The following is an 18,514-nucleotide window of genomic DNA, read 5'->3' as shown; positions in this document are numbered from 1 at the left end:
TCTTCATTTCTCGATAGGTGTATCGTCGCGGTTGCCCCACTCGCCCCAGGAACCTGCATAGCCGCGCATGTTAAACCCTAGCGCTTTGCCGACTAACCAGGTAAAGCTGCTGCGGTGGTGGCTCTGGCAGTGGGTGGCAACTTCCATCTCTGGGGTTAGCCCCATGGCCTGCAGCTCGGTGATCAGCTCGGCATAATCGCGAATTCGCAGCGCGCGCTTGGGGTCCATGGCGTTGACCCAGTCCATGTTGACGGCGCCAGGTATATGGCCCAAATGCTTATTATTGCCACGCTCGCCGTCGTACTCTGCTTTTGAGCGAGCGTCCCAGATGGCAAACTGTTTATCGTCTAGCTTCTGTTTAATTTCATCGCAGGTGATCAGCGCGTGCGGATTAAGAATCTCGGCGTGGTAGTCGCTCGGCGTTGGTGCGGTCTGTTCGGTGCTCTCTTCCAGGCCAGCATCGCGCCAGGCGTGGATGCCGCCATTTAAGTAGGAGTAGCGGGTATGGCCGATCAGCTCTAGCGTCCAGAGCAAACGCGCTGCCCAGCCGCCCCCTTCATCATCGTAGGCCACCACGTGCGTATCGCGAGTTAATCCCAGGGCGCTGAATAGCTTGGAAAGAAACTCAACCGGCGGCACGTCGTTAGGCACTGGGCCTTCACCGCGCATGAGATAGCGAAAGTCGAGGAAAATTGCGCCAGGCACATGGCCCTGGCGATAGCTATCGCCGTTTGCCGGTACGTCGATAATCAACAGTTGATCGTCGCCCAGATGCGCTTGCAGCGCTTCCGGCTCCACGATGAGTGGCAGTATATTGTGTTCTGATGAGTGGCTGACGGTGCTCATGTGCGGCTCCCTGTCTTTCAACTGAAGGTATGAAAATCTTGGGCAATTGTTCTAAACATCAGAGTTACGCGTTTAAACTATCCAGAATACGGCGATAGCTGGCAAAGCGTTCGGGATGAATCTTGCCTGCCTCGACGGCGTCAAGTAAAGCGCAGCCCGGCTCATTTCGGTGACGACAGTCGCGAAAGCGGCAGTGGCCAAGGTAGGGGTGAAACTCGATGAAGCCATCGGTCACCTCCTGCTCATTTAAATGGATCAGGCCAAATTCACGAATACCTGGGGAGTCAATCAGCTCGCCGTTACTGACCTCGTCGCTTCGCATGGCATAAAGCCGTGCCGTGGTTGTGGTGTGAGTGCCTTTGCGTGAATCTTCTGACAGTGCGCCAATGCGCAGGGTTTCATCAGGCAGCAGTAGGTCGATCAGCGATGATTTGCCCACGCCGCTTTGTCCGACGAAGACGGAGGTACGCCCTTCTAGCTGTTGGCGCAGGGCGTCGAGCCCCTCGGGGTTGGCCGTAGTGGTGCGCACCACTGGATAGCCAAGCGCGCGATAGCGCTCAAGCAGTTGCCCTAGCTCGCCACCGTCGTCTGGCAATAAGTCGGTTTTGTTGAGCACCAGCACAGGCGCAATACCCGTGGCTTCAGCCGCCACTAAATAGCGGTCAATCAGATTGGGGTGAGGGGCTGGCTCTACGGCAAACACAATCAGTAACTGATCGATATTGGCCGCCACGGGCTTTAGCTGGCCGCGCGGGTCGGGGCGCTTCAGAATGCTATCCCGCTCTTCGCGGGCAACCACCACGCCAGAGCCGTCTTGACCTGCCCGCCAAATCACGCGGTCGCCGGTGACCAAGCCGTCAAGGTTAGCGCGCAGGTGGCAGCGCACGGGGGTGCCATCAGCGTCGCGAACTTCCAGCGTGCGGCCAAAGTGGGCCATTACCCGGCCCGGCTGTTCAGGGCCGTATTCACCCGCAGAGAGCTTTTCGGCATCCTGCACATCGCGTTTTTCTGCGCGCTGAGCACGTTCGGCTTGGATCTTTTCGACGCGCCACTGCTGCTGGCGACTTAATTTACGTTTGCTCATGACCACCCGATGCTCGGTACAATAGTGGCATTGTACCCACCTGGGCGGCTTACTGTCCTGTACGGGGTGCGGGTTAGGGCAATATAAGCGACACTTTTACTCAATTCGCCGTTTTGAAGGCGATACTGGCCAAGGAATAGATGTAATGAGCGAGCAAAGCGTTGCACCGCGTAGCGACCTGTTGGTCTGGATTGATTTAGAAATGACCGGTTTGGAGCCGGACAAAGAGCGCATTATTGAGGTGGCGACGCTCATCACCGATGCTCAGTTGAACGTGGTGGCAGAAGGTCCGGTTATCGCTGTCAAGCAGCCCGACAGCCTCCTGGCTGGCATGGATGAGTGGAATCAGAAGACGCACGGTGAGTCTGGGTTAGTGGCCCGGGTAAAAGCGAGTGTTATTGAGACTCAAGAGGCCGAGCGTCAAACGCTCGATTTTTTGCGTCAGTATGTGGTGGCGGGTTCATCGCCAATGTGTGGCAACAGTATTCATCAGGACCGACGCTTTTTAGAGCGTGAAATGCCCGAACTGTGGGCCTTCTTCCACTACCGCAATTTAGATGTGTCTACACTGAAGGAGCTGGCCAAGCGCTGGAATCCTGGCGCGCTGGTGGGTTTCAAAAAGCAGAATGCTCACTTGGCGATGGATGACATCAAAGAGTCGATCGCTGAGCTTGCTCACTACCGCAGCACGTTTTTGCGAGTAGAGGGGAGCTGCGACGAAGAGGAGTAGCCCTCAGGTTTGCGTTGCGATACGCGCATCCCGCTTGTGGCGCTGCTCGTCGAGCGCCCAGGCAACATGCTCGCGGACAAGTTCGCTTGGGTAGGCCCTACGCGCCCACAGCGCAGCTTCCACGGCTTCGCTCCAGGGCGCGTTGCCTAGTCCAATGGCGACATTACGCAGCCAGCGTTCATAGCCAATACGCCGTATGGGGCTGCCTGCGGTTTTGTTCAAAAACTCCTCTTCACCCCAGGCAAAAAGGCTGAGCAGCTCGGCACGATCCAGATCGTGGCGTGGCGCAAAGTCTGCCTCCTGGGTGATGCGGGTAAAGCGAGTGAAGGGACAGACCAGCTGGCAGTCATCGCAGCCATATATTCGGTTGCCCATGGCGCGGCGAAATTCAAGGGGGATCGCACCGTGCAGCTCAATGGTGAGGTAGGAAATACACTTGCGTGAGTCGACGACTTTATCATCAACGATGGCGCCTGTCGGGCAAGCCGTGCGGCAAGCACTACAGCTTCCGCAGTGTTCGTGTTCAAACGGTGCATCCACCGGCAGCGGTAGGTCGGTGTAGAGTTCACCTAAGAAAAATAGCGAACCCGCTTTGGGGTTCAGTAGCATGGCATTTTTGCCAAACCAGCCAAGCCCAGCCTTTTGTGCTAATGCGCGCTCCATCACCGGGGCTGAATCCACAAAAGCACGGTAGCCGAAGGTGCCTACCTCATGCTCGATTTTTTTTGCCAGTTGGGCTAAGCGTTTACGCATTAATTTGTGATAATCGCGACCCAAGGCGTAGCGGGAAACGTAGGCTCGCTGAGGTTGGCCGAGCACCTTGGCGCTTTCAACCTCGGCGGGTAGGTAGTCCATACGTACGCTGATAACGCGCTGCGTGCCAGGCTCTAGCTCTTCCGGGCGAGTGCGCTTAGTGCCATGCTTTTGCATAAAGCCCATCTCGCCATGATAGCCCTGCTCAAGCCAGCTATTAAGATGGGCTTCATGGTCGGCCAGCTGGGTATCGGTAATGCCGACCTGCTGAAAACCGAGCTCGCGGCCCCAGGTTTTGATGAGGTTGGCAAGACGAAGCAGCTCATCGCTAGATAATGCAAAAGTGGTGGTGCTTAGCATGGGGAAGGCAACGTTGGCGCGTTAAGCGCGCTATGCTACCGCATTAGACGTCATCGCAAAATGTCGATAGAACATCTACGCCATATCACTGCTAATTTGCCGTAAACCGGCTAGCGCCGTCATTAGATTAAGGAGAGATCGTGCCCACGTTAAGTACTTCTTCTCTACGCCCCCTCTATAAAGCGGCTCAAGTGCGTGAGCTCGATCGCCGGACGATTGCCGGGGGAATTGAAAGTTTTGCCCTAATGCAACGCGCGGCTTCAAGCGCGTGGCACAGCTTTCGCTCTCGCTGGCCCCAGGCGCGCAGCGTCACTGTGCTGTGCGGTGGTGGTAATAATGGAGGCGATGGCCACGTGCTGGCAGCCCTGGCCATGCAGGCGGGGTTAAAAGTACAGCGCATCACGCTTAAGCCGCTGAATGAATTAAAAAATGATGCTGCACGGGCGGCAGCGCTTGCGACTGCCGCAGGCGTAGGCTGCGAGGCGTGGCAGGCGGGTACCGCACTGGTTGGCGATGTGATTGTGGATGCGCTATTGGGAACGGGGCTGACGGGGGATGTAGAAGGTGAGACACGCCGAGCCATTGAGGCAATTAATGCTGCCCAACAGCCAGTGCTGGCGCTGGATATACCGTCAGGGATCGCGGCTGATAGCGGTGCCGTACTGGGCGTGGCGGTTGAAGCGTCCTGCACGGTGACATTTATTGGCGACAAAATTGGTTTGCATACCGGTGACGCGCCTGCCTATGCCGGCGAGATAGACTTTCGCCCGTTAGGGGTGAAGGCTCAGGTGTTTTTTGACATTCCGCCAACGGCTTGGCGGTTAGACGATACACTGCTGCAGTCAGCCTTTACGCCGCGCTCCCGAACCAGTCATAAAGGTAACCTGGGCCATGTGTTGGTAATGGGGGGCGCGCCGGGGTTTGGGGGAGCCGCGTTGCTTGCTTCCCAGGCGGCGGCACGGTTAGGCGCTGGTAAAGTCAGTTTAGCCACTTCGCCTGATCATATAACGGCGAGCTTAGTGCGTTGCCCGGAAGTAATGGCTCATGCGGTGCGTGGCGCGGCTGAGGCAAGTGAACTGCCCTGTCAGGCCGATGTCGTGGTAGTGGGCCCGGGATTGGGGCAGGGGGCGTGGGGGCAGGCGATGTTACAATGCGCTCTGCAGTCACAGGCACCGCTGGTGGTGGATGCCGACGGTCTTAATCTATTGGCCCGCCATTGGCCGGATCTGCGGCGCGACGACTGGGTGTTAACACCTCATCCCGGCGAAGCCGCGCGGCTCTTGGGATGTACAGTGGCTGATATTCAGTCAGACCGCCCCGCAGCGGCGCAGGCGCTGCAGCGCGCACGGGGTGGCGTTGTGTTATTGAAAGGCGCGGGCAGCTTAGTGGCTGGACCAACAGGCCTAGTGGTATGCCCTTATGGTAATCCCGGCATGGCCAGCGGTGGTATGGGGGATGTGCTGAGTGGCATGTTGGGCACCCTGATGGCCCAGTATCATAGTAGTGAGCAAGCTGCTTGGTTAGGCGTGATGATCCATGCCCTAGCCGGAGACGAAGCGGCAAAAGCAGAGGGCGAACGTGGTCTGCTGGCAAGTGATCTGGCATCCTATGCACGAGCATTAATTAACCCGTGAAGGCGTCCGACATGCAAGTGCAATTGAACGATGAAAGGGCTCATGTTGCCTTCGGAGAGGCATTAGGGCTGGCGCTAAAAGGCTCTGGGCGTGTTTATTTAGAGGGCGACTTAGGGGCTGGAAAAACAACGCTAACGCGCGGCGTGTTAAGGGCCTACGGCTACCAAGGGGCGGTGAAAAGCCCCACGTACACCCTGGTTGAGCCTTATGAGCTCGCCGAGCAGCGTATTTACCACTTAGATTTGTATCGACTCTCTGACCCTGAAGAGCTTGAGTTTATAGGGGGGCGAGACGTGCTGGCTGACGATGCGCTCTGTCTTATCGAGTGGCCAAGCCGTGGTGAAGGTTGGCTTCCTGCCCCAGACCTGCGCATTGCACTTAGCGTGGCTGATCAAGGGCGATTGGCGCTGTTGGTTGCAGGCAGTGCCATCGGTGAGCGCGTGCTTAACACCCTTGCCAAGCAAGCTGATGAGATGCAACAGGAGCACGGTGTGACTCAATGGACATGAACAGCACGCTCAAGCACCTAAGGCGTACGCTAGTGGCGGGGTGCTTGGCCCTTGTCGCGAATGTTTCAGCGTTGCAAGCGGCAACGGTTGAAAGTATGCGCTTATGGGCTGCTCCTGATCATGCGCGATTAGTGTTTGATCTTTCGGCAGCGGCGTCGGCCAATGTTTTCTCGCTGGATAATCCGGCACGTTTGGTCATTGATCTTGAAGAAAGCCGCCTGGATACCGATGTCTCCACGCTGCCCCTGGAGGGCAGCGCCATTGATGCTGTCCGTACCGGCAATCGAGACGGCGGTGGCCTGCGAGTTGTTTTAGAGCTGAACCGGACTATATCGCCGCGACATTTTACACTGCCTCCTAACGATCAATATGGCCATCGTTTAGTGGTTGATTTGGAGTATCCGGGCGAAAGCGCGGTAGAAAACCCGATTGATCCTATTGAGGCGATGATACGTGATCAAGAGATCATGGCGCAGCGGGCGGGTGTGCAGGCAACTGCGCAGCTGCCAGGCAGCCAAGCAGCGCCACCTGCTGAGCAGCGTCCGGCGGAAGTTCAGCCTGCACAACCACATCCGCGGCGCGATATCATTATTGCAGTTGATGCAGGTCACGGGGGAGAAGACCCCGGTGCGATTGGCCCTGCGGGGACCCGAGAAAAAGACGTTGTGCTGGAAATATCGCGGCGCCTGGCAGCTGAGATCAATAGAGCCCAAGGGTTTAAAGCGGTGTTAATCCGCGATGGTGATTACTACCTAGGCCTGCGTCAGCGCACGCAGCTTGCTAGAGAGCAGAAAGCCGACTTTTTTGTTTCTATTCATGCCGATGCCTTCACGAGTCCGAGGCCCCAAGGCAGTTCGGTGTATGCGCTCTCTCAGCGGGGGGCGTCGTCTGAAACGGCCCAGTGGCTTGCTGATAGTGAAAACCGTGCAGACTTGATTGGCGGGGTTGATGGCAGCCTTTCTCTGCGTGACAAGGATCAAGTCCTGCGCGGGGTGTTGTTGGATCTCACGATGACAGCCACGTTAAATGATTCGCTCTCCATCGGGGGGCAGGTGCTAGAGCAGTTAGGGCGGATCAATCGTTTGCACAAGTCCCGAGTGGAGCAAGCGGGCTTTATGGTGCTTAAGTCACCGGATATTCCCTCTTTGCTGGTTGAATTAGGGTTTATTTCCAACCCAGACGAAGAGCGGCGCCTACGCGATCCCGTTCATCAGCAGGGGTTATCCACGGCTATTTTCAGCGGGATGCGCGAACATTTCGAGCGTAATCCGCCACCCGCGAGCCTATTGGCTTGGCAGCGCGATAACCAGGGCCGACCAAGCGGTAACGAGTACCGCATCCAATCAGGTGATACGTTGTCAGCCATTGCCGTTCGTCATGGGGTGCCTGTCAATCAGCTAAAGCAGGCCAATGACCTGAATGGCGATGTGATCCGGGTTGGCCAAGTGTTACGTATTCCTAGTTCATGATAATGACTCTTTGAGGTGCCGGTTGACTGAACTGATCGCTACGCCAATGCGTATCCATGTGCTTGACCCCAGGCTGGCTAACCAAATAGCCGCTGGGGAGGTCGTCGAGCGACCGTCTTCAGTGACTAAAGAGCTTATTGAGAATGCTATAGATGCGGGTAGCCAGCGCATTGAGGTGGAGATCGAGCAGGGTGGAGCCCGGCTCATTAAGGTGCGCGACGATGGTATTGGTATTGGCGAGCAAGACCTGCCGCTGGCGCTTGCGCGACACGCCACGAGTAAGATCAGCAGTCTTGAAGACCTCGAAGGGGTGAGTTCGCTTGGCTTTCGTGGGGAGGCGCTTGCCTCTATCAGCTCCGTCTCGCGCTTAGAGTTAACCTCCAATGCGGACGAAGACCCACGCCAGGGCTGGCGGGTGGTGGCAGAAGGGCGGGGTATGGAGGCAAGGGTAACACCCGCGCCACACCCCCGTGGCACGAGCGTCGCCGTGCGCGATCTGTTTTTCAACACCCCGGCACGGCGTAAATTTTTGCGCACCGAAAAGACCGAGTTTGCCCATGTGGAAGAAGCCTTCCGTCGTCAGGCGCTATCTCGTTACGATATTGCATGGGTGTTGCGGCATAATCAAAAAGTGGTTCACCAGCTTCCACCTGGCAATACGCCTGCTGCTCGCGAACGCCGCATTGCCTCGCTGCTGGGCAAAAACTTTATCGAACATGCCCGCTATATTGAGCGCGAAGCGGGCGGCCTGCGGCTCAGCGGCTGGGTAGGCTTGCCAACCCACTCCCGCTCTCAAGCCGACCAGCAGTATTTCTTTGTCAATGGGCGCGTCGTGCGTGACCGCTTAGTGGCTCATGCGGTGCGCCAGGCTTACCGTGATGTGCTGTACAACGGGCGGCATCCCGTGTTTGTCCTCTATCTGGAGCTAGATCCTGATGTAGTGGACGTCAACGTTCATCCTACCAAGCATGAGGTGCGCTTCCGTGATGGGCGCATCGTGCACGATTTTCTTTACTCCAGTTTGCACCACTGCTTAGCGGCTTCCAAACCCTCCGAGGAGGAGTCGCCGTCAGACGCTCAGACGTTAGAAGTGCCTGAATCCGACCCGCCCAGCCAAGCAGAGCAGCCAACCCCACGCTGGCAGCAGCAGGGCATGGCGCTATCAGAAGGCCAGGGGCGACACCCTGGTGCTGAGCGTGTGCGCCGCTTTATGCAAGGGTATCAAGCGCTGCATCCGGATCACGAAGAGACGCTGCTTACCCCCCAGCCGAGTCCGCCCAGCCAGCACCCGACCGCCACGGCGGTGCGAGAAGTGCCGCAGGTGATGCCCGCCTATGATGCCACCGAGGCACCACCGCTGGGCTTTGCGTTAGGCCAGCTGCATGGGGTGTATATTTTGGCGCAAAACACTCAGGGATTAGTGCTGGTGGATATGCACGCGGCCCATGAGCGCATCGTTTATGAGCGTATGAAAAACCAGCTGGCAGCTGCCAAAGGCATTGATGCGCAACCACTTTTGGTGCCGGTTTCGCTGGCAGCGAGCCGTAGTGAAGTTGCTACCGCCGAGAGCGAGCGCGATGCCATTATCCAGCTAGGCGTGGAGCTGGACGTAGCAGGGCCAGAAACGCTACTGGTGCGGCAACTTCCCGCGCTACTGGCGCAGGCCGATCCAGAAGCGTTGGTGCGTGAAATGCTTGAGGAGCTTGCGCGCTTTGGCCGAACGCATCAAGTGGAAGCACGCATTCATGAGCTACTTTCCACCATGGCCTGTCATGGCAGCGTACGTGCTAACCGACGGTTAACGCTTGATGAAATGAATGCGCTATTGCGGGACATGGAGCGCACAGAACGTAGCGATCAGTGTAATCACGGCCGCCCGACCTGGACGCAAATGAGTATGAAGGCACTCGACCGGCTGTTTCTGCGCGGTCAATAAAAAGGCGATAGATATGGAGGGCTGCGAGCTAATGGCGGATAAACGCCCCTTGGCTATTTTTTTAATGGGGCCTACGGCAGCAGGCAAGACAGATACTGCTATCGCGTTACATGAGCGACTAGGGCATGAAATAATTAGCGTTGATTCTGCCATGGTCTATCGTGGAATGGATATCGGCAGCGCAAAACCTAGTTCAGAAGAGCTTTCGCGTGCTCCGCATCGGCTGATTGATATTCGTGACCCCGCTCAGCCCTATTCCGCAGCAGATTTTCGTGAAGATGCACTGCAAGAGATGCGGCAAATTAGCGCGGAAGGTGAGGTTCCCCTCCTAGTAGGCGGTACCATGCTTTACTACAAACGTTTGGTTGAAGGGGTGGCGAATTTACCAGCTGCCGATTACGCCATTCGTCAACGCCTGGAGGCCCAGCGCCAATCAGAGGGGCTTGAAGGCTTACATCGTTTGCTTATTGAGGTTGATCCTGTCTCCGCGGCGCGTATACATCCTAATGATCCGCAGCGTTTAATGCGTGCCTTAGAAGTGTATTACGCCAGCGGTCGGCCAATGAGCACCTTATGGGCAGAACAGAAGCCGGAAACCTTTCCGTGGCGAGTGCTGTCCATAGCGCTAGCGCCTAATGATCGTTCAGTGCTCCATAAGCGTATTGCTCAACGTTTCAAAACAATGTTGGATGAGGGCTTGATAGATGAGGTGGCTGCCCTCAAAAAGCGTACTGACCTTCATTTGGGGCTGCCTGCGATGAAGAGCGTAGGCTACCGGCAAGTGTGGGAGTATTTAAACGGTGAGTATGACAAGGCGGTTCTATTAGAGCGCGGCGTTATTGCGACACGCCAGCTTGCCAAACGGCAATTAACGTGGTTGAGAAGCTGGCCCTCGCTGACATGGATAGATTCGCAGCAGCCAGATGCTTTGGATAAGGTGCTGAAATTCGTGCGTGAAAGCGGTGCTTAGCGTAAGATAGTGAGTTCGTAAGTGAGTGTTTTCGAGCGGCCGGTTGGCTCCAGTGACAACACCCAGCCTTTCGGGCAATAAGATTGCGGCGTAGCACCAGTTTGGGCACGCCATTAATAACCAACCCCAACGACAGTTTAGGGAGAGCAACATGTCCAAAGGGCAGTCCCTTCAAGATCCGTACCTGAATATTTTGCGCAAGGAGCGCATTCCGGTCTCCATCTTCCTGGTAAACGGCATTAAGCTGCAAGGCCAGATTGAATCGTTTGACCAGTTTGTCATCTTGTTGCGTAACACCGTCAGTCAGATGGTTTATAAACACGCTATTTCCACGGTCGTGCCCTCGCGCAATGTGCGCCTGCCAGCACAAGATCCCGCCGCGCCTGACGCGGACATCTAATCCCGCTGGATAGCAAGAGAGCCGAATGAGGTATTGATTGTTTTTTGAACGCCCAGATGCCGGTGAAACGGCAGTTCTTGTTCACGTTGATTTTCATGATGAACAAGCACGTGAAGACCCGGGTGAGTTCTTGGAACTCGTGCGCTCTGCTGGTGCAGAGCCTGCGACATTGCTCACAGCTAGCCGCCAACGACCTGACTCCCGAACGTTTGTAGGGACAGGTAAGTTGGAAGAGCTGCGGGCAATGCTCGCAGCTCACGAGGCTGAACTGGTGATCTTCAACCACTCGTTAAAACCTTCCCAAGAGCGCAATCTTGAGCACGAGCTCAAGTGTCGTGTGCTTGACCGTACCGGCTTGATACTTGATATCTTTGCGCAACGGGCAAGAACACACGAAGGTAAGCTGCAAGTAGAGCTTGCCCAGCTTGAATATATGTCCACGCGCCTTATTCGTGGGTGGACTCACCTTGAGCGCCAGAAAGGCGGTATTGGCCTGCGTGGCCCGGGTGAAACCCAGCTGGAAACTGACCGCCGTCTTTTAAGAGTGCGCATCAAGTCTATTCATAAGCGACTTGATAAAGTGCGCAGTCAGCGTGAGCAGAATCGGCGAGCTCGTTCTCGGGCAGAGATTCACAGTGTATCGCTGGTAGGCTATACCAACGCGGGAAAGTCAACGCTGTTTAATGCATTGACGAACGCTGAGGTGTACGCTGCTGACCAGCTCTTCGCAACGCTGGACCCAACGCTTAGACGCCTTGAAATCGAGGATGTTGGTCCTGTTGTATTAGCGGATACAGTAGGTTTTATTCGTCATCTCCCTCACAAGTTGGTCGAGGCGTTTCGTGCCACTTTGCAAGAGGCTGCTGAAGCAACGCTGCTAGTGCACGTTATTGATGCGGCTGATCCTGATAGAGACTTGAACGTAGAGCAAGTGAATCGCGTTCTTGAAGAGATCGGCGCCGATAGTGTGCCGGTTCTTAAGGTCATGAATAAAATCGACAGATTGGACAGCGCGCCGCGTATTGAGCGCGACGGACAGGGCACGCCGGAAGTGGTTTGGCTATCTGCCCAGCAAGGGCAGGGGTTAGAGCTGCTACATGAAGCTCTCACTGAGCGCTTGGCAAACGATGTGATTGGCTTCTCGCTGACGCTCTCGCCTGAGCAGGGCAGATTAAGAGCGGGCCTTCACGAGTTAAACGCCGTGAGAGAAGAGACGTTTGACGAGCAAGGGCACTCCGTATTGGATGTGCGTCTGCCGCGGCGTGACTTTAACCAGTTAATGGCTCAATTGGGTGAGCGTGCTAACACCTATTTACCTGAAACGCTGCGCGAGACCGATGAGTGGTAGCGGCTGCCGCTGAACTGGCAGGCATTCACAATATTTCCGCTATCAGTTTTTGTCTACTTACTTGTAGAAAAATGGTACAAGATTGATACAGTAATAATATTAAAAAGCACGGCGACCCCAGCGGCAGCCGAGGTCGCGTGCAGGTGAACACCTTAGTGGAGACGAAGTATGGCCTGGAACGAGCCTGGTGGTGGTAACCAGCACGACCCCTGGAGCAGCGGTGGCCGACGCGGTAATAACGGCGGCGATCGTGGCGGTAATGGTGGCAATAATGGAGGTAATAACGGCGGCAATAACCAAGGCCCACCTGACCTTGACGAAGCCCTGAAGAAGTTCCAAGACAAGCTTAACGGTATGTTGGGCGGTAGCAAGAAAGGTGGCGGTGGTGGTAAAGGCACGGGTGGCGGTAAAGGTGATGGCGGCAAACCCCGCAATACCTTAGCTCTGCCTGGCCTGCTGGTAGTGGTTGCCCTGGCTATCTGGGCGGCATCTGGCTTCTATTTGGTTGACCAATCTGAGCGCGGTGTTGTGCTTCGTTTTGGTGAATACCAAGGTATCGTCGATCCTGGCTTGCAGTGGAACCCGCCGTTGATTGACGACGTGCGAATGGTCAACGTGACGCGAGTACGCTCTGTCTCACAAACCCAGTCTATGCTTACCCGCGATGAAAACATCGTAGAAGTCGAAATATCTGCGCAGTACCAGGTTGCCAACCCGCGTGACTTCGTGCTCAACGTTCGTGATCCGGGACTCTCCATTGAGAACGCACTGGATTCGGCGCTGCGTCACGTGGTGGGCGGTACGGATATGATTGAGATTTTAACCTCAGGTCGTGAAATTCTGGGTAGCTCGGTCGCAAGCCGCTTGCAAACCTACCTAGACGCCTATGGTGCAGGTATTCGTCTTCAAACCATTAACATTGAGTCGACCTCAGCGCCCGCGCCGGTGATTGATGCGTTCGACGATGTTATTCGTGCCCGCGAAGATCGTCAGCGTACCATCAATGAAGGCATGGCGTATGCCAATGCGATCATCCCGGCTGCCCAAGGTCAGGCGCAGCGCGTAGTTGAGCAAGGCCAAGGTTACCGCGAGTCAGTGGTCGCTGAAGCGCAGGGTCAGGCTAACCGCTTTAACGCACTGTTGACCGAGTACCGTAATTCGCCTGCCATTATGCGTGAGCGTATGTACCTGGATGCGATTGAAGAAGTATTCGGTAATACTCCGAAGGTGTTGTTGGATGTTGGCGAAAATGCGCCACTGATGTACCTGCCGTTAGATCAAATGAGAGGCGGCTCAGGTAGCAGTAGCGCTAGTAGCAATAACAGCGACAGTAATAACAGCGAGACGGTTGATCCGCGTGTCCTGGATTCCCTACGCACCGGTCAGGGCAGTTCGTCGTCGTCGAGTAATAGCTCCATTCGCAGGGAGGGCCGCTAAATGATTAATAATCGATCCCTGCTAATCGTAGGTGGCCTTGCTGCCGTGGCTTGGTTGGCCAGCAACAGCCTGTATGTGGTGGATGAAACCGAACGCGCTGTTAAGCTGCGTTTTGGTGAGGTAATTGAAGAAAACATCCAGCCAGGGCTGCATGTAAAAATCCCTATCGCGCAGACCATTCGTAAGTTTGATACCCGCTTACTGACTCTGGATACCGATACCAGCCGCTATCTGACCCTTGAGCAGAAAGCGGTAATTGTCGATTCTTACGTCAAGTGGCAGGTCATCAACCCAACGCGTTACTACGAGGCCACGGCCGGTGACGAGTTGATGGCGATTCGCTTGATTCAGCCGCGTGTTGACGAAAGCCTGCGTAACGAGTTTGGTCGTCTTAACTTGCAAGAGATTATTGCAGAGCGTCGCGATGATCTGATGACTGGGCCTACCTCTGAGCTTGATGCGCTGATGCGAGATGAGTTGGGTGTGGCGATTCGTGATATTCGAATCAAGCGCATCGACCTTCCGCAAGACGTTTCAGCCGCCGTCTTTGACCGGATGCGCTCTGAGCGTGAGCGTGAAGCCCGCGAGTGGCGTGCTCAGGGTCAGGAAGAGGCAGAGCGGATTCGCGCCAATGCGGATCGTCGTCGCCAAGTGCTACTCGCCCAAGCTAACGAGCGCTCTGAAACGCTGCGTGGTGAGGGTGATGCAGAAGCGGCCGCGATTTTCTCTCAGGCGTACAGTCAAGACGAAGAGTTTTTCGCCTTTTGGCGTAGTCTGAACGCTTACCGAGAAAGTTTCGCTGGCGATAACAACTTGCTGGTACTTGAGCCAGATAGTGATTTCTTCCGCTATCTGCGCAGTGCTGCTCCCAGCAACGGCGAGTAAGTTTGCACGCCTAAGCCCCGCCTCAATGTGCGGGGTTTATCTGGCCCGCAAACGTGATAGACTTAATTAACCGGGCGTCGCCCGGTTTTTTTGTGGCCCTCGTTTCGTGAACGTTTACCTGCAGTGCCCGGTGAGGCTGTTGGTGGCGTCGTTAGAAAGGGCCTTCATCGTCTCGCAGGATTGTTCACATGACCATCGCTGACCGCTGGCTACTGCCCGACGGCATGGATGAGGTGCTGCCGCCTCAGGCAAGCCGCATGGAAGAGCTGCGCCGTGCGCTGCTTGATCTTTACCATTGCTGGGGCTACGACCAAGTAATGCCGCCTCCGGTGGAGTTTTTGGACTCTTTGCTCACCGGTACCGGTACTGATTTAGATCTTCAAACGTTTAAGCTGACGGATCAACTAACGGGCCGCATGATGGGGGCATCTGCTGATGTTACCCCGCAGGTAGCGCGCATGGACGCTCATTCGCTAAAGCGCCAAGGGCCGGTTCGCCTGTGTTACTGCACCAACGTCTTGCGTGCCAAAGCGGATCAGCACCAGGGCGGGCGTAGCCCGGTTCAGGTAGGCGTTGAGCTGTTTGGCCATGCAGGACTAGAAGCTGACAGCGAAATCATTCATCTAGCGCTGTCTAGCTTGAAAGCCGCCGGCGCTGAAGAAGTGCATTTGGCGTTGGGCCATATTGGTATCTACCGAAGTTTGGTGGAAGCAGCCGCGTTGAATGATGAGCAGGAGCGTGGGCTGTTTGCAGCGCTAGCGTTAAAGTCACCTGGGCAGTTGGCTGAGCAGGTTAACGCCAGCGTGAGAGACCCAGCCTTAGCCGATATGTTAATAGCGCTGGGTGAGCTGCATGGTGATGCCGGTGTGCTAAGAGAAGCCCGCGAGCGTTTTGCCGGTGCGCCTGCGCCAGTGTCTGCAGCGCTTGACCAATTAGAGGCGCTCTACAAAGGGGTGCTGGCACGCTTTGACGTGTCGCTCTATTTTGACCTAGCAGAGCTGCGTGGCTATCAATACCATACCGGTATGATATTTGCGGCTTATGTGCCTGGCTACGGCCATGCGCTAGCCAAAGGCGGGCGCTATGATGATACTGGGCGTGCGTTTGGCCGTGCAAGGCCAGCTACGGGTTTTTCCATGGACTTGAAACAACTGGCATCGCTGGCGCTGGCATCGCCCAGCCAAGGTGCAATTTGGGCACCTGCCCAAGAAGAAGAGTCGCTTAACGCTGCCATTGCCGCGCTGCGTGAGCAGGGTGAACGCGTAATTCAAGCGCTGCCAGGGCAGCGTACAGGGCCGGCGGAGCACAACTGTGACCGCCGTCTTGAGTTTATTGATGGCCGTTGGCAGACAGCGGCCCTGACACAAGAGACGAGTGCATAATGGGTAAGAATGTCGTAGTCCTGGGTACCCAGTGGGGCGATGAAGGCAAAGGTAAAATTGTCGACCTACTGACTGAGTCAGCCTCTGCGGTTGTTCGCTTCCAAGGCGGGCATAATGCGGGTCATACGCTGGTGATCGATGGTGAGAAAACCGTTCTACACCTTATTCCTTCTGGCGTTCTGCGCCCGGGGAAAACGTGTGTGATTGGTAACGGTGTGGTGCTGTCACCGGAAGCATTGATCAAAGAGATCCGCGAGCTGGAAGCGAAGGGCGTACCCGTTCGCGAACGCCTGCGTCTCTCCCCTGCGTGCCCGCTTATCTTGCCTTACCACGTGCGTCTAGACCAAGCGCGTGAGAAAGCGCGTGGCGTTGCCAAAATTGGTACCACTGGTCGTGGTATTGGCCCCGCTTATGAAGACAAAGTAGCGCGTCGTGGTTTGCGCTTGGGCGATATGCTTCACCGCGAGCGTTTCGCGTCCAAGCTTGGCGAAGTGCTGGATTACCACAACTTCGTACTGGTGAATTACCACGGTGAACCAGCGGTAGATTTCCAGGAAGTGCTGGATAGCGCGATGCAGATGGCTGAAGAGCTGCGCCCAATGGTTAGCGATACGGTCAGCATGGTGCATGACCTGCGTAAAGCCGGTGAGAACATCCTGTTTGAAGGCGCGCAAGGCTCGCTACTGGATATTGATCACGGCACTTACCCCTACGTGACCAGCTCTAACACCACCGCTGGTGGTACGGCAACCGGTTCAGGCGTTGGGCCGCTATACCTGGATTACGTGCTGGGTATTACTAAGGCGTACACCACGCGCGTTGGCTCTGGCCCGTTCCCCACCGAGCTATTTGACGTTGACGGTCGCCACCTGGCCGAGCGTGGCCACGAATTTGGTGCCACCACTGGTCGCCCGCGTCGCTGTGGCTGGTTTGATGCCGTCGCGCTGCGCCATGCGGTGCAAATCAACTCGGTATCGGGTATTTGCTTAACCAAGCTTGATGTACTGGACGGCCTGGAAAATATCCGTGTGTGCGTTGGCTATCGTAGTAAAGATGGTGAAGTGCTGGATAATCCGGTTGATTCGGAAGGCTACGAGGCTATCGAGCCGCTGTACCAAGATTTACCGGGCTGGAAAGAGTCTACGCTGGGCGCTAAGCGAGTAGAGGATTTACCTGCTAACGCTCGCGCGTATATCAGCTTCTTAGAAGAGCAGGTAGGCACCAGTATTGATATTATTTCCACTGGGCCTGACCGTGTCGAAACGATTGTGCTGCGTAACCCGTTTCATGACTAAGCAAGTCTTCACATTGCCAGTATAAATAGGTAAGCGAAGTCACATAAATAGGGTCACTACAGAGAGGGGCGATGTAATCGCCCCTCTCTTGTTTTTTAACTGTTGTGTTCAGCTATTGCTTGTTAGCTACTGTGTCTCTGCGCCCCGGCATTCTAAAAATCGATACCACGTCGAGCCTGTAAGCCGTTATTGAACGCATGGCGTACTTCCTGCATTTCAGTCACTGTGTCTGCCATGTCGACGAGTTCACGGTGGGCGTTGCGGCCAGTAATGATCACGGTTTGTTCGTTAGGCCGATTGATAAGCGCCTGCTTAACCGTGGCAATATCTAAATATCCAAACTTCAGCATGTAGGTAATTTCATCCAGCACGACTAAGTAGGTGTCCGGATCGGCGAGCATTTTTTCCGCTTCTTGCCATACGGCTTGGCAAGCTCGGGTATCGGCCTCTCTATCCTGTGTGTCCCAGGTAAAGCCAGTCGCCATAATTTCAACGCTTAAATTGGGGTCTTCTGCCAAGCGGTCGCGCTCGCCGCACTCCCATTGGCCTTTAATGAACTGCACGACCGCCACCTTATAGCCGTACCCCAATGCCCGAGTAACGGTGCCCCAAGCTGCCGTTGTTTTACCTTTCCCATTGCCTGTATTTACAAGTAGCAGACCGCGCTGCTCAGTCGCATTAGCCACTTTTTCATCAACGCGAGCTTTCAGTTTTTCCATGGACGCCTTATGGCGTGTATCACGATCACTCATTGTGGCTCCCGGGTGTTTGATTAACTTAGCGATGGCTAGGTTAAGCGATTTTTAAGCAATTAACACTAATGTGCATAGGTTTTGTATAAAAATATGCGCTGCTTTGTCGAAGATTTCCAGCCTAAAATTTCTTTGTTCAGGAAGAGAATTGGCCGCGTGGGGGCTTGCTGCTCTAGAATAGTGGGTCATATCTTGTTAGGAATAATGCCATGCCATCATTTGATATTGTGTCTGAGTTTGACCAGCACGAAGCGTCCAATGCGGTCGATCAAGCAAATCGCGAAATTCAAACCCGGTTTGATTTCAAGGGAGTTGATGCCAGCTTTGCTCTTGAAGGCGAGAAAGTCCAGCTAGAGGCCGAAGTCGATTTTCAACTTAAACAAATGATCGAAGTGCTGCGTAACCGTTTGATCGCTCGTGGTATTGATGCTCGTTGCATGGATATTCAAGACGCTGTGCTCTCAGGTGTTAAAGCACGCCAGGAAGTGGTACTCAAGCAAGGGCTAGACCAAGCGGAAGCCAAAGATGTGGTGAAACGCATCAAAGGTAGCAAATTGAAAGTGCAGGCCCAAATCCAGGGGGAAAAAGTACGCGTTACGGGTAAAAAGCGCGATGATTTACAAAGCGTTATGGCGCTGCTGCGTGGCGAAGAAGGACCCGAGTTGCCGCTGCAGTTTGATAATTTTCGCGATTAATTCGTGCTTCACTCAATTGTTGCGATAGC

The 18,514-nt window shown here is 55.3% G+C and carries 17 protein-coding genes; 13 read left to right on the top strand and 4 right to left on the bottom strand.

The annotated features are described in order from the left end of the window. Positions 1–3 precede the first annotated feature (3 nt). Both LG301_RS09910 and rsgA read right to left on the bottom strand, forming a co-directional pair. On the bottom strand, positions 4–846 hold the full coding sequence (locus LG301_RS09910) for a sulfurtransferase (RefSeq protein WP_404470994.1): 843 nt from the start codon (positions 844–846) through the stop codon (positions 4–6). 64 nt (positions 847–910) lie between these two features. After that, positions 911–1,930, bottom strand: a complete 1,020-nt coding sequence (gene rsgA, locus LG301_RS09905) for a small ribosomal subunit biogenesis GTPase RsgA (RefSeq protein WP_404470993.1) — start codon at positions 1,928–1,930, stop codon at positions 911–913. A gap of 145 nt (positions 1,931–2,075) precedes the next feature. On the opposite strand from rsgA, the gene orn reads away from it, so the two are divergent. Continuing rightward, positions 2,076–2,660: an oligoribonuclease gene (gene orn / locus LG301_RS09900; RefSeq protein WP_404470992.1), complete on the top strand. Its 585-nt coding sequence runs from the start codon at positions 2,076–2,078 to the stop codon at positions 2,658–2,660. 3 nt (positions 2,661–2,663) lie between these two features. On the opposite strand, the gene queG is transcribed toward orn, so the two are convergent. Next, positions 2,664–3,773 (bottom strand): tRNA epoxyqueuosine(34) reductase QueG, encoded by a 1,110-nt coding sequence (gene queG / locus LG301_RS09895; protein ID WP_404470991.1) that lies wholly within the window; start codon positions 3,771–3,773, stop codon positions 2,664–2,666. Positions 3,774–3,913: 140 nt separating this feature from the next. On the opposite strand from queG, the gene LG301_RS09890 reads away from it, so the two are divergent. The 11 genes from LG301_RS09890 to LG301_RS09840 all read left to right on the top strand — a co-directional run bounded on the left by LG301_RS09890 (position 3,914) and on the right by LG301_RS09840 (position 17,038). After that, complete coding sequence (locus LG301_RS09890; RefSeq protein WP_404470990.1) at positions 3,914–5,407, top strand: NAD(P)H-hydrate dehydratase; 1,494 nt, start codon at positions 3,914–3,916, stop codon at positions 5,405–5,407. 11 nt (positions 5,408–5,418) lie between these two features. Then, positions 5,419–5,916: a tRNA (adenosine(37)-N6)-threonylcarbamoyltransferase complex ATPase subunit type 1 TsaE gene (gene tsaE, locus LG301_RS09885; RefSeq protein ID WP_404470988.1), complete on the top strand. Its 498-nt coding sequence runs from the start codon at positions 5,419–5,421 to the stop codon at positions 5,914–5,916. Next, entirely contained in the window at positions 5,907–7,385 is a 1,479-nt protein-coding gene (locus LG301_RS09880; protein ID WP_404470986.1) for an N-acetylmuramoyl-L-alanine amidase, read from the top strand. The genes tsaE and LG301_RS09880 overlap by 10 nt, the downstream gene beginning before the upstream one ends. Before the next feature lie 46 nt (positions 7,386–7,431). After that, the gene (gene mutL / locus LG301_RS09875) at positions 7,432–9,321 is read left to right on the top strand and encodes a DNA mismatch repair endonuclease MutL (RefSeq protein ID WP_404475227.1); all 1,890 of its coding nucleotides are present in this window, start codon (positions 7,432–7,434) and stop codon (positions 9,319–9,321) included. A gap of 31 nt (positions 9,322–9,352) precedes the next feature. Then, a complete protein-coding gene (miaA, locus tag LG301_RS09870; protein WP_404470984.1) occupies positions 9,353–10,291 on the top strand; it encodes a tRNA (adenosine(37)-N6)-dimethylallyltransferase MiaA in 939 nt (312 codons plus the stop codon). A 151-nt stretch (positions 10,292–10,442) separates the two neighbouring features. After that, on the top strand, positions 10,443–10,691 hold the full coding sequence (gene hfq / locus LG301_RS09865; RefSeq protein WP_009099947.1) for an RNA chaperone Hfq: 249 nt from the start codon (positions 10,443–10,445) through the stop codon (positions 10,689–10,691). A gap of 37 nt (positions 10,692–10,728) precedes the next feature. Further along, entirely contained in the window at positions 10,729–12,039 is a 1,311-nt protein-coding gene (gene hflX, locus LG301_RS09860) for a ribosome rescue GTPase HflX (protein ID WP_404470982.1), read from the top strand. A gap of 168 nt (positions 12,040–12,207) precedes the next feature. Continuing rightward, positions 12,208–13,476, top strand: coding sequence for an FtsH protease activity modulator HflK (hflK, locus tag LG301_RS09855; protein ID WP_404470980.1), 1,269 nt, complete (start codon positions 12,208–12,210; stop codon positions 13,474–13,476). Beyond that, positions 13,477–14,361, top strand: coding sequence for a protease modulator HflC (gene hflC / locus LG301_RS09850; RefSeq protein WP_404470978.1), 885 nt, complete (start codon positions 13,477–13,479; stop codon positions 14,359–14,361). It begins immediately after the preceding gene. A gap of 188 nt (positions 14,362–14,549) precedes the next feature. Then, positions 14,550–15,743 (top strand): ATP phosphoribosyltransferase regulatory subunit, encoded by a 1,194-nt coding sequence (locus tag LG301_RS09845; protein WP_404470976.1) that lies wholly within the window; start codon positions 14,550–14,552, stop codon positions 15,741–15,743. Beyond that, positions 15,743–17,038 (top strand): adenylosuccinate synthase, encoded by a 1,296-nt coding sequence (locus LG301_RS09840; protein WP_404470974.1) that lies wholly within the window; start codon positions 15,743–15,745, stop codon positions 17,036–17,038. The genes LG301_RS09845 and LG301_RS09840 overlap by 1 nt, the downstream gene beginning before the upstream one ends. A 152-nt stretch (positions 17,039–17,190) precedes the next feature. On the opposite strand, the gene cobO is transcribed toward LG301_RS09840, so the two are convergent. Then, positions 17,191–17,790 (bottom strand): cob(I)yrinic acid a,c-diamide adenosyltransferase, encoded by a 600-nt coding sequence (gene cobO, locus LG301_RS09835; RefSeq protein WP_404470972.1) that lies wholly within the window; start codon positions 17,788–17,790, stop codon positions 17,191–17,193. Between the two features lie 209 nt (positions 17,791–17,999). On the opposite strand from cobO, the gene LG301_RS09830 reads away from it, so the two are divergent. Beyond that, positions 18,000–18,485, top strand: coding sequence for a YajQ family cyclic di-GMP-binding protein (locus LG301_RS09830; protein ID WP_404470970.1), 486 nt, complete (start codon positions 18,000–18,002; stop codon positions 18,483–18,485). Positions 18,486–18,514 lie beyond the last annotated feature (29 nt).

The organism is Vreelandella venusta (assembly GCF_044809155.1).
Lineage (GTDB): Bacteria > Pseudomonadota > Gammaproteobacteria > Pseudomonadales > Halomonadaceae > Vreelandella > Vreelandella venusta_B.
Note: the sequence above shows the minus strand (reverse complement) of the source record. Positions and strands in the feature narration are given on the sequence as shown.

What these genes read in the sequence shown, in the direction of transcription:
- LG301_RS09840 (WP_404470974.1), top strand. Translation starts at nt 15,743, where the DNA reads ATGGGTAAGAATGTCGTAGTCCTGGGTACCCAGTGGGGCGATGAAGGC.
- miaA (WP_404470984.1), top strand. Translation starts at nt 9,353, where the DNA reads ATGGCGGATAAACGCCCCTTGGCTATTTTTTTAATGGGGCCTACGGCA.
- LG301_RS09880 (WP_404470986.1), top strand. Translation starts at nt 5,907, where the DNA reads ATGGACATGAACAGCACGCTCAAGCACCTAAGGCGTACGCTAGTGGCG.
- orn (WP_404470992.1), top strand. Translation starts at nt 2,076, where the DNA reads ATGAGCGAGCAAAGCGTTGCACCGCGTAGCGACCTGTTGGTCTGGATT.
- LG301_RS09910 (WP_404470994.1), bottom strand. Translation starts at nt 846, where the DNA reads ATGAGCACCGTCAGCCACTCATCAGAACACAATATACTGCCACTCATC.
- queG (WP_404470991.1), bottom strand. Translation starts at nt 3,773, where the DNA reads ATGCTAAGCACCACCACTTTTGCATTATCTAGCGATGAGCTGCTTCGT.
- hflK (WP_404470980.1), top strand. Translation starts at nt 12,208, where the DNA reads ATGGCCTGGAACGAGCCTGGTGGTGGTAACCAGCACGACCCCTGGAGC.
- LG301_RS09845 (WP_404470976.1), top strand. Translation starts at nt 14,550, where the DNA reads ATGACCATCGCTGACCGCTGGCTACTGCCCGACGGCATGGATGAGGTG.
- rsgA (WP_404470993.1), bottom strand. Translation starts at nt 1,930, where the DNA reads ATGAGCAAACGTAAATTAAGTCGCCAGCAGCAGTGGCGCGTCGAAAAG.
- mutL (WP_404475227.1), top strand. Translation starts at nt 7,432, where the DNA reads ATGCGTATCCATGTGCTTGACCCCAGGCTGGCTAACCAAATAGCCGCT.
- hfq (WP_009099947.1), top strand. Translation starts at nt 10,443, where the DNA reads ATGTCCAAAGGGCAGTCCCTTCAAGATCCGTACCTGAATATTTTGCGC.
- tsaE (WP_404470988.1), top strand. Translation starts at nt 5,419, where the DNA reads ATGCAAGTGCAATTGAACGATGAAAGGGCTCATGTTGCCTTCGGAGAG.
- hflC (WP_404470978.1), top strand. Translation starts at nt 13,477, where the DNA reads ATGATTAATAATCGATCCCTGCTAATCGTAGGTGGCCTTGCTGCCGTG.
- cobO (WP_404470972.1), bottom strand. Translation starts at nt 17,790, where the DNA reads ATGAGTGATCGTGATACACGCCATAAGGCGTCCATGGAAAAACTGAAA.
- LG301_RS09830 (WP_404470970.1), top strand. Translation starts at nt 18,000, where the DNA reads ATGCCATCATTTGATATTGTGTCTGAGTTTGACCAGCACGAAGCGTCC.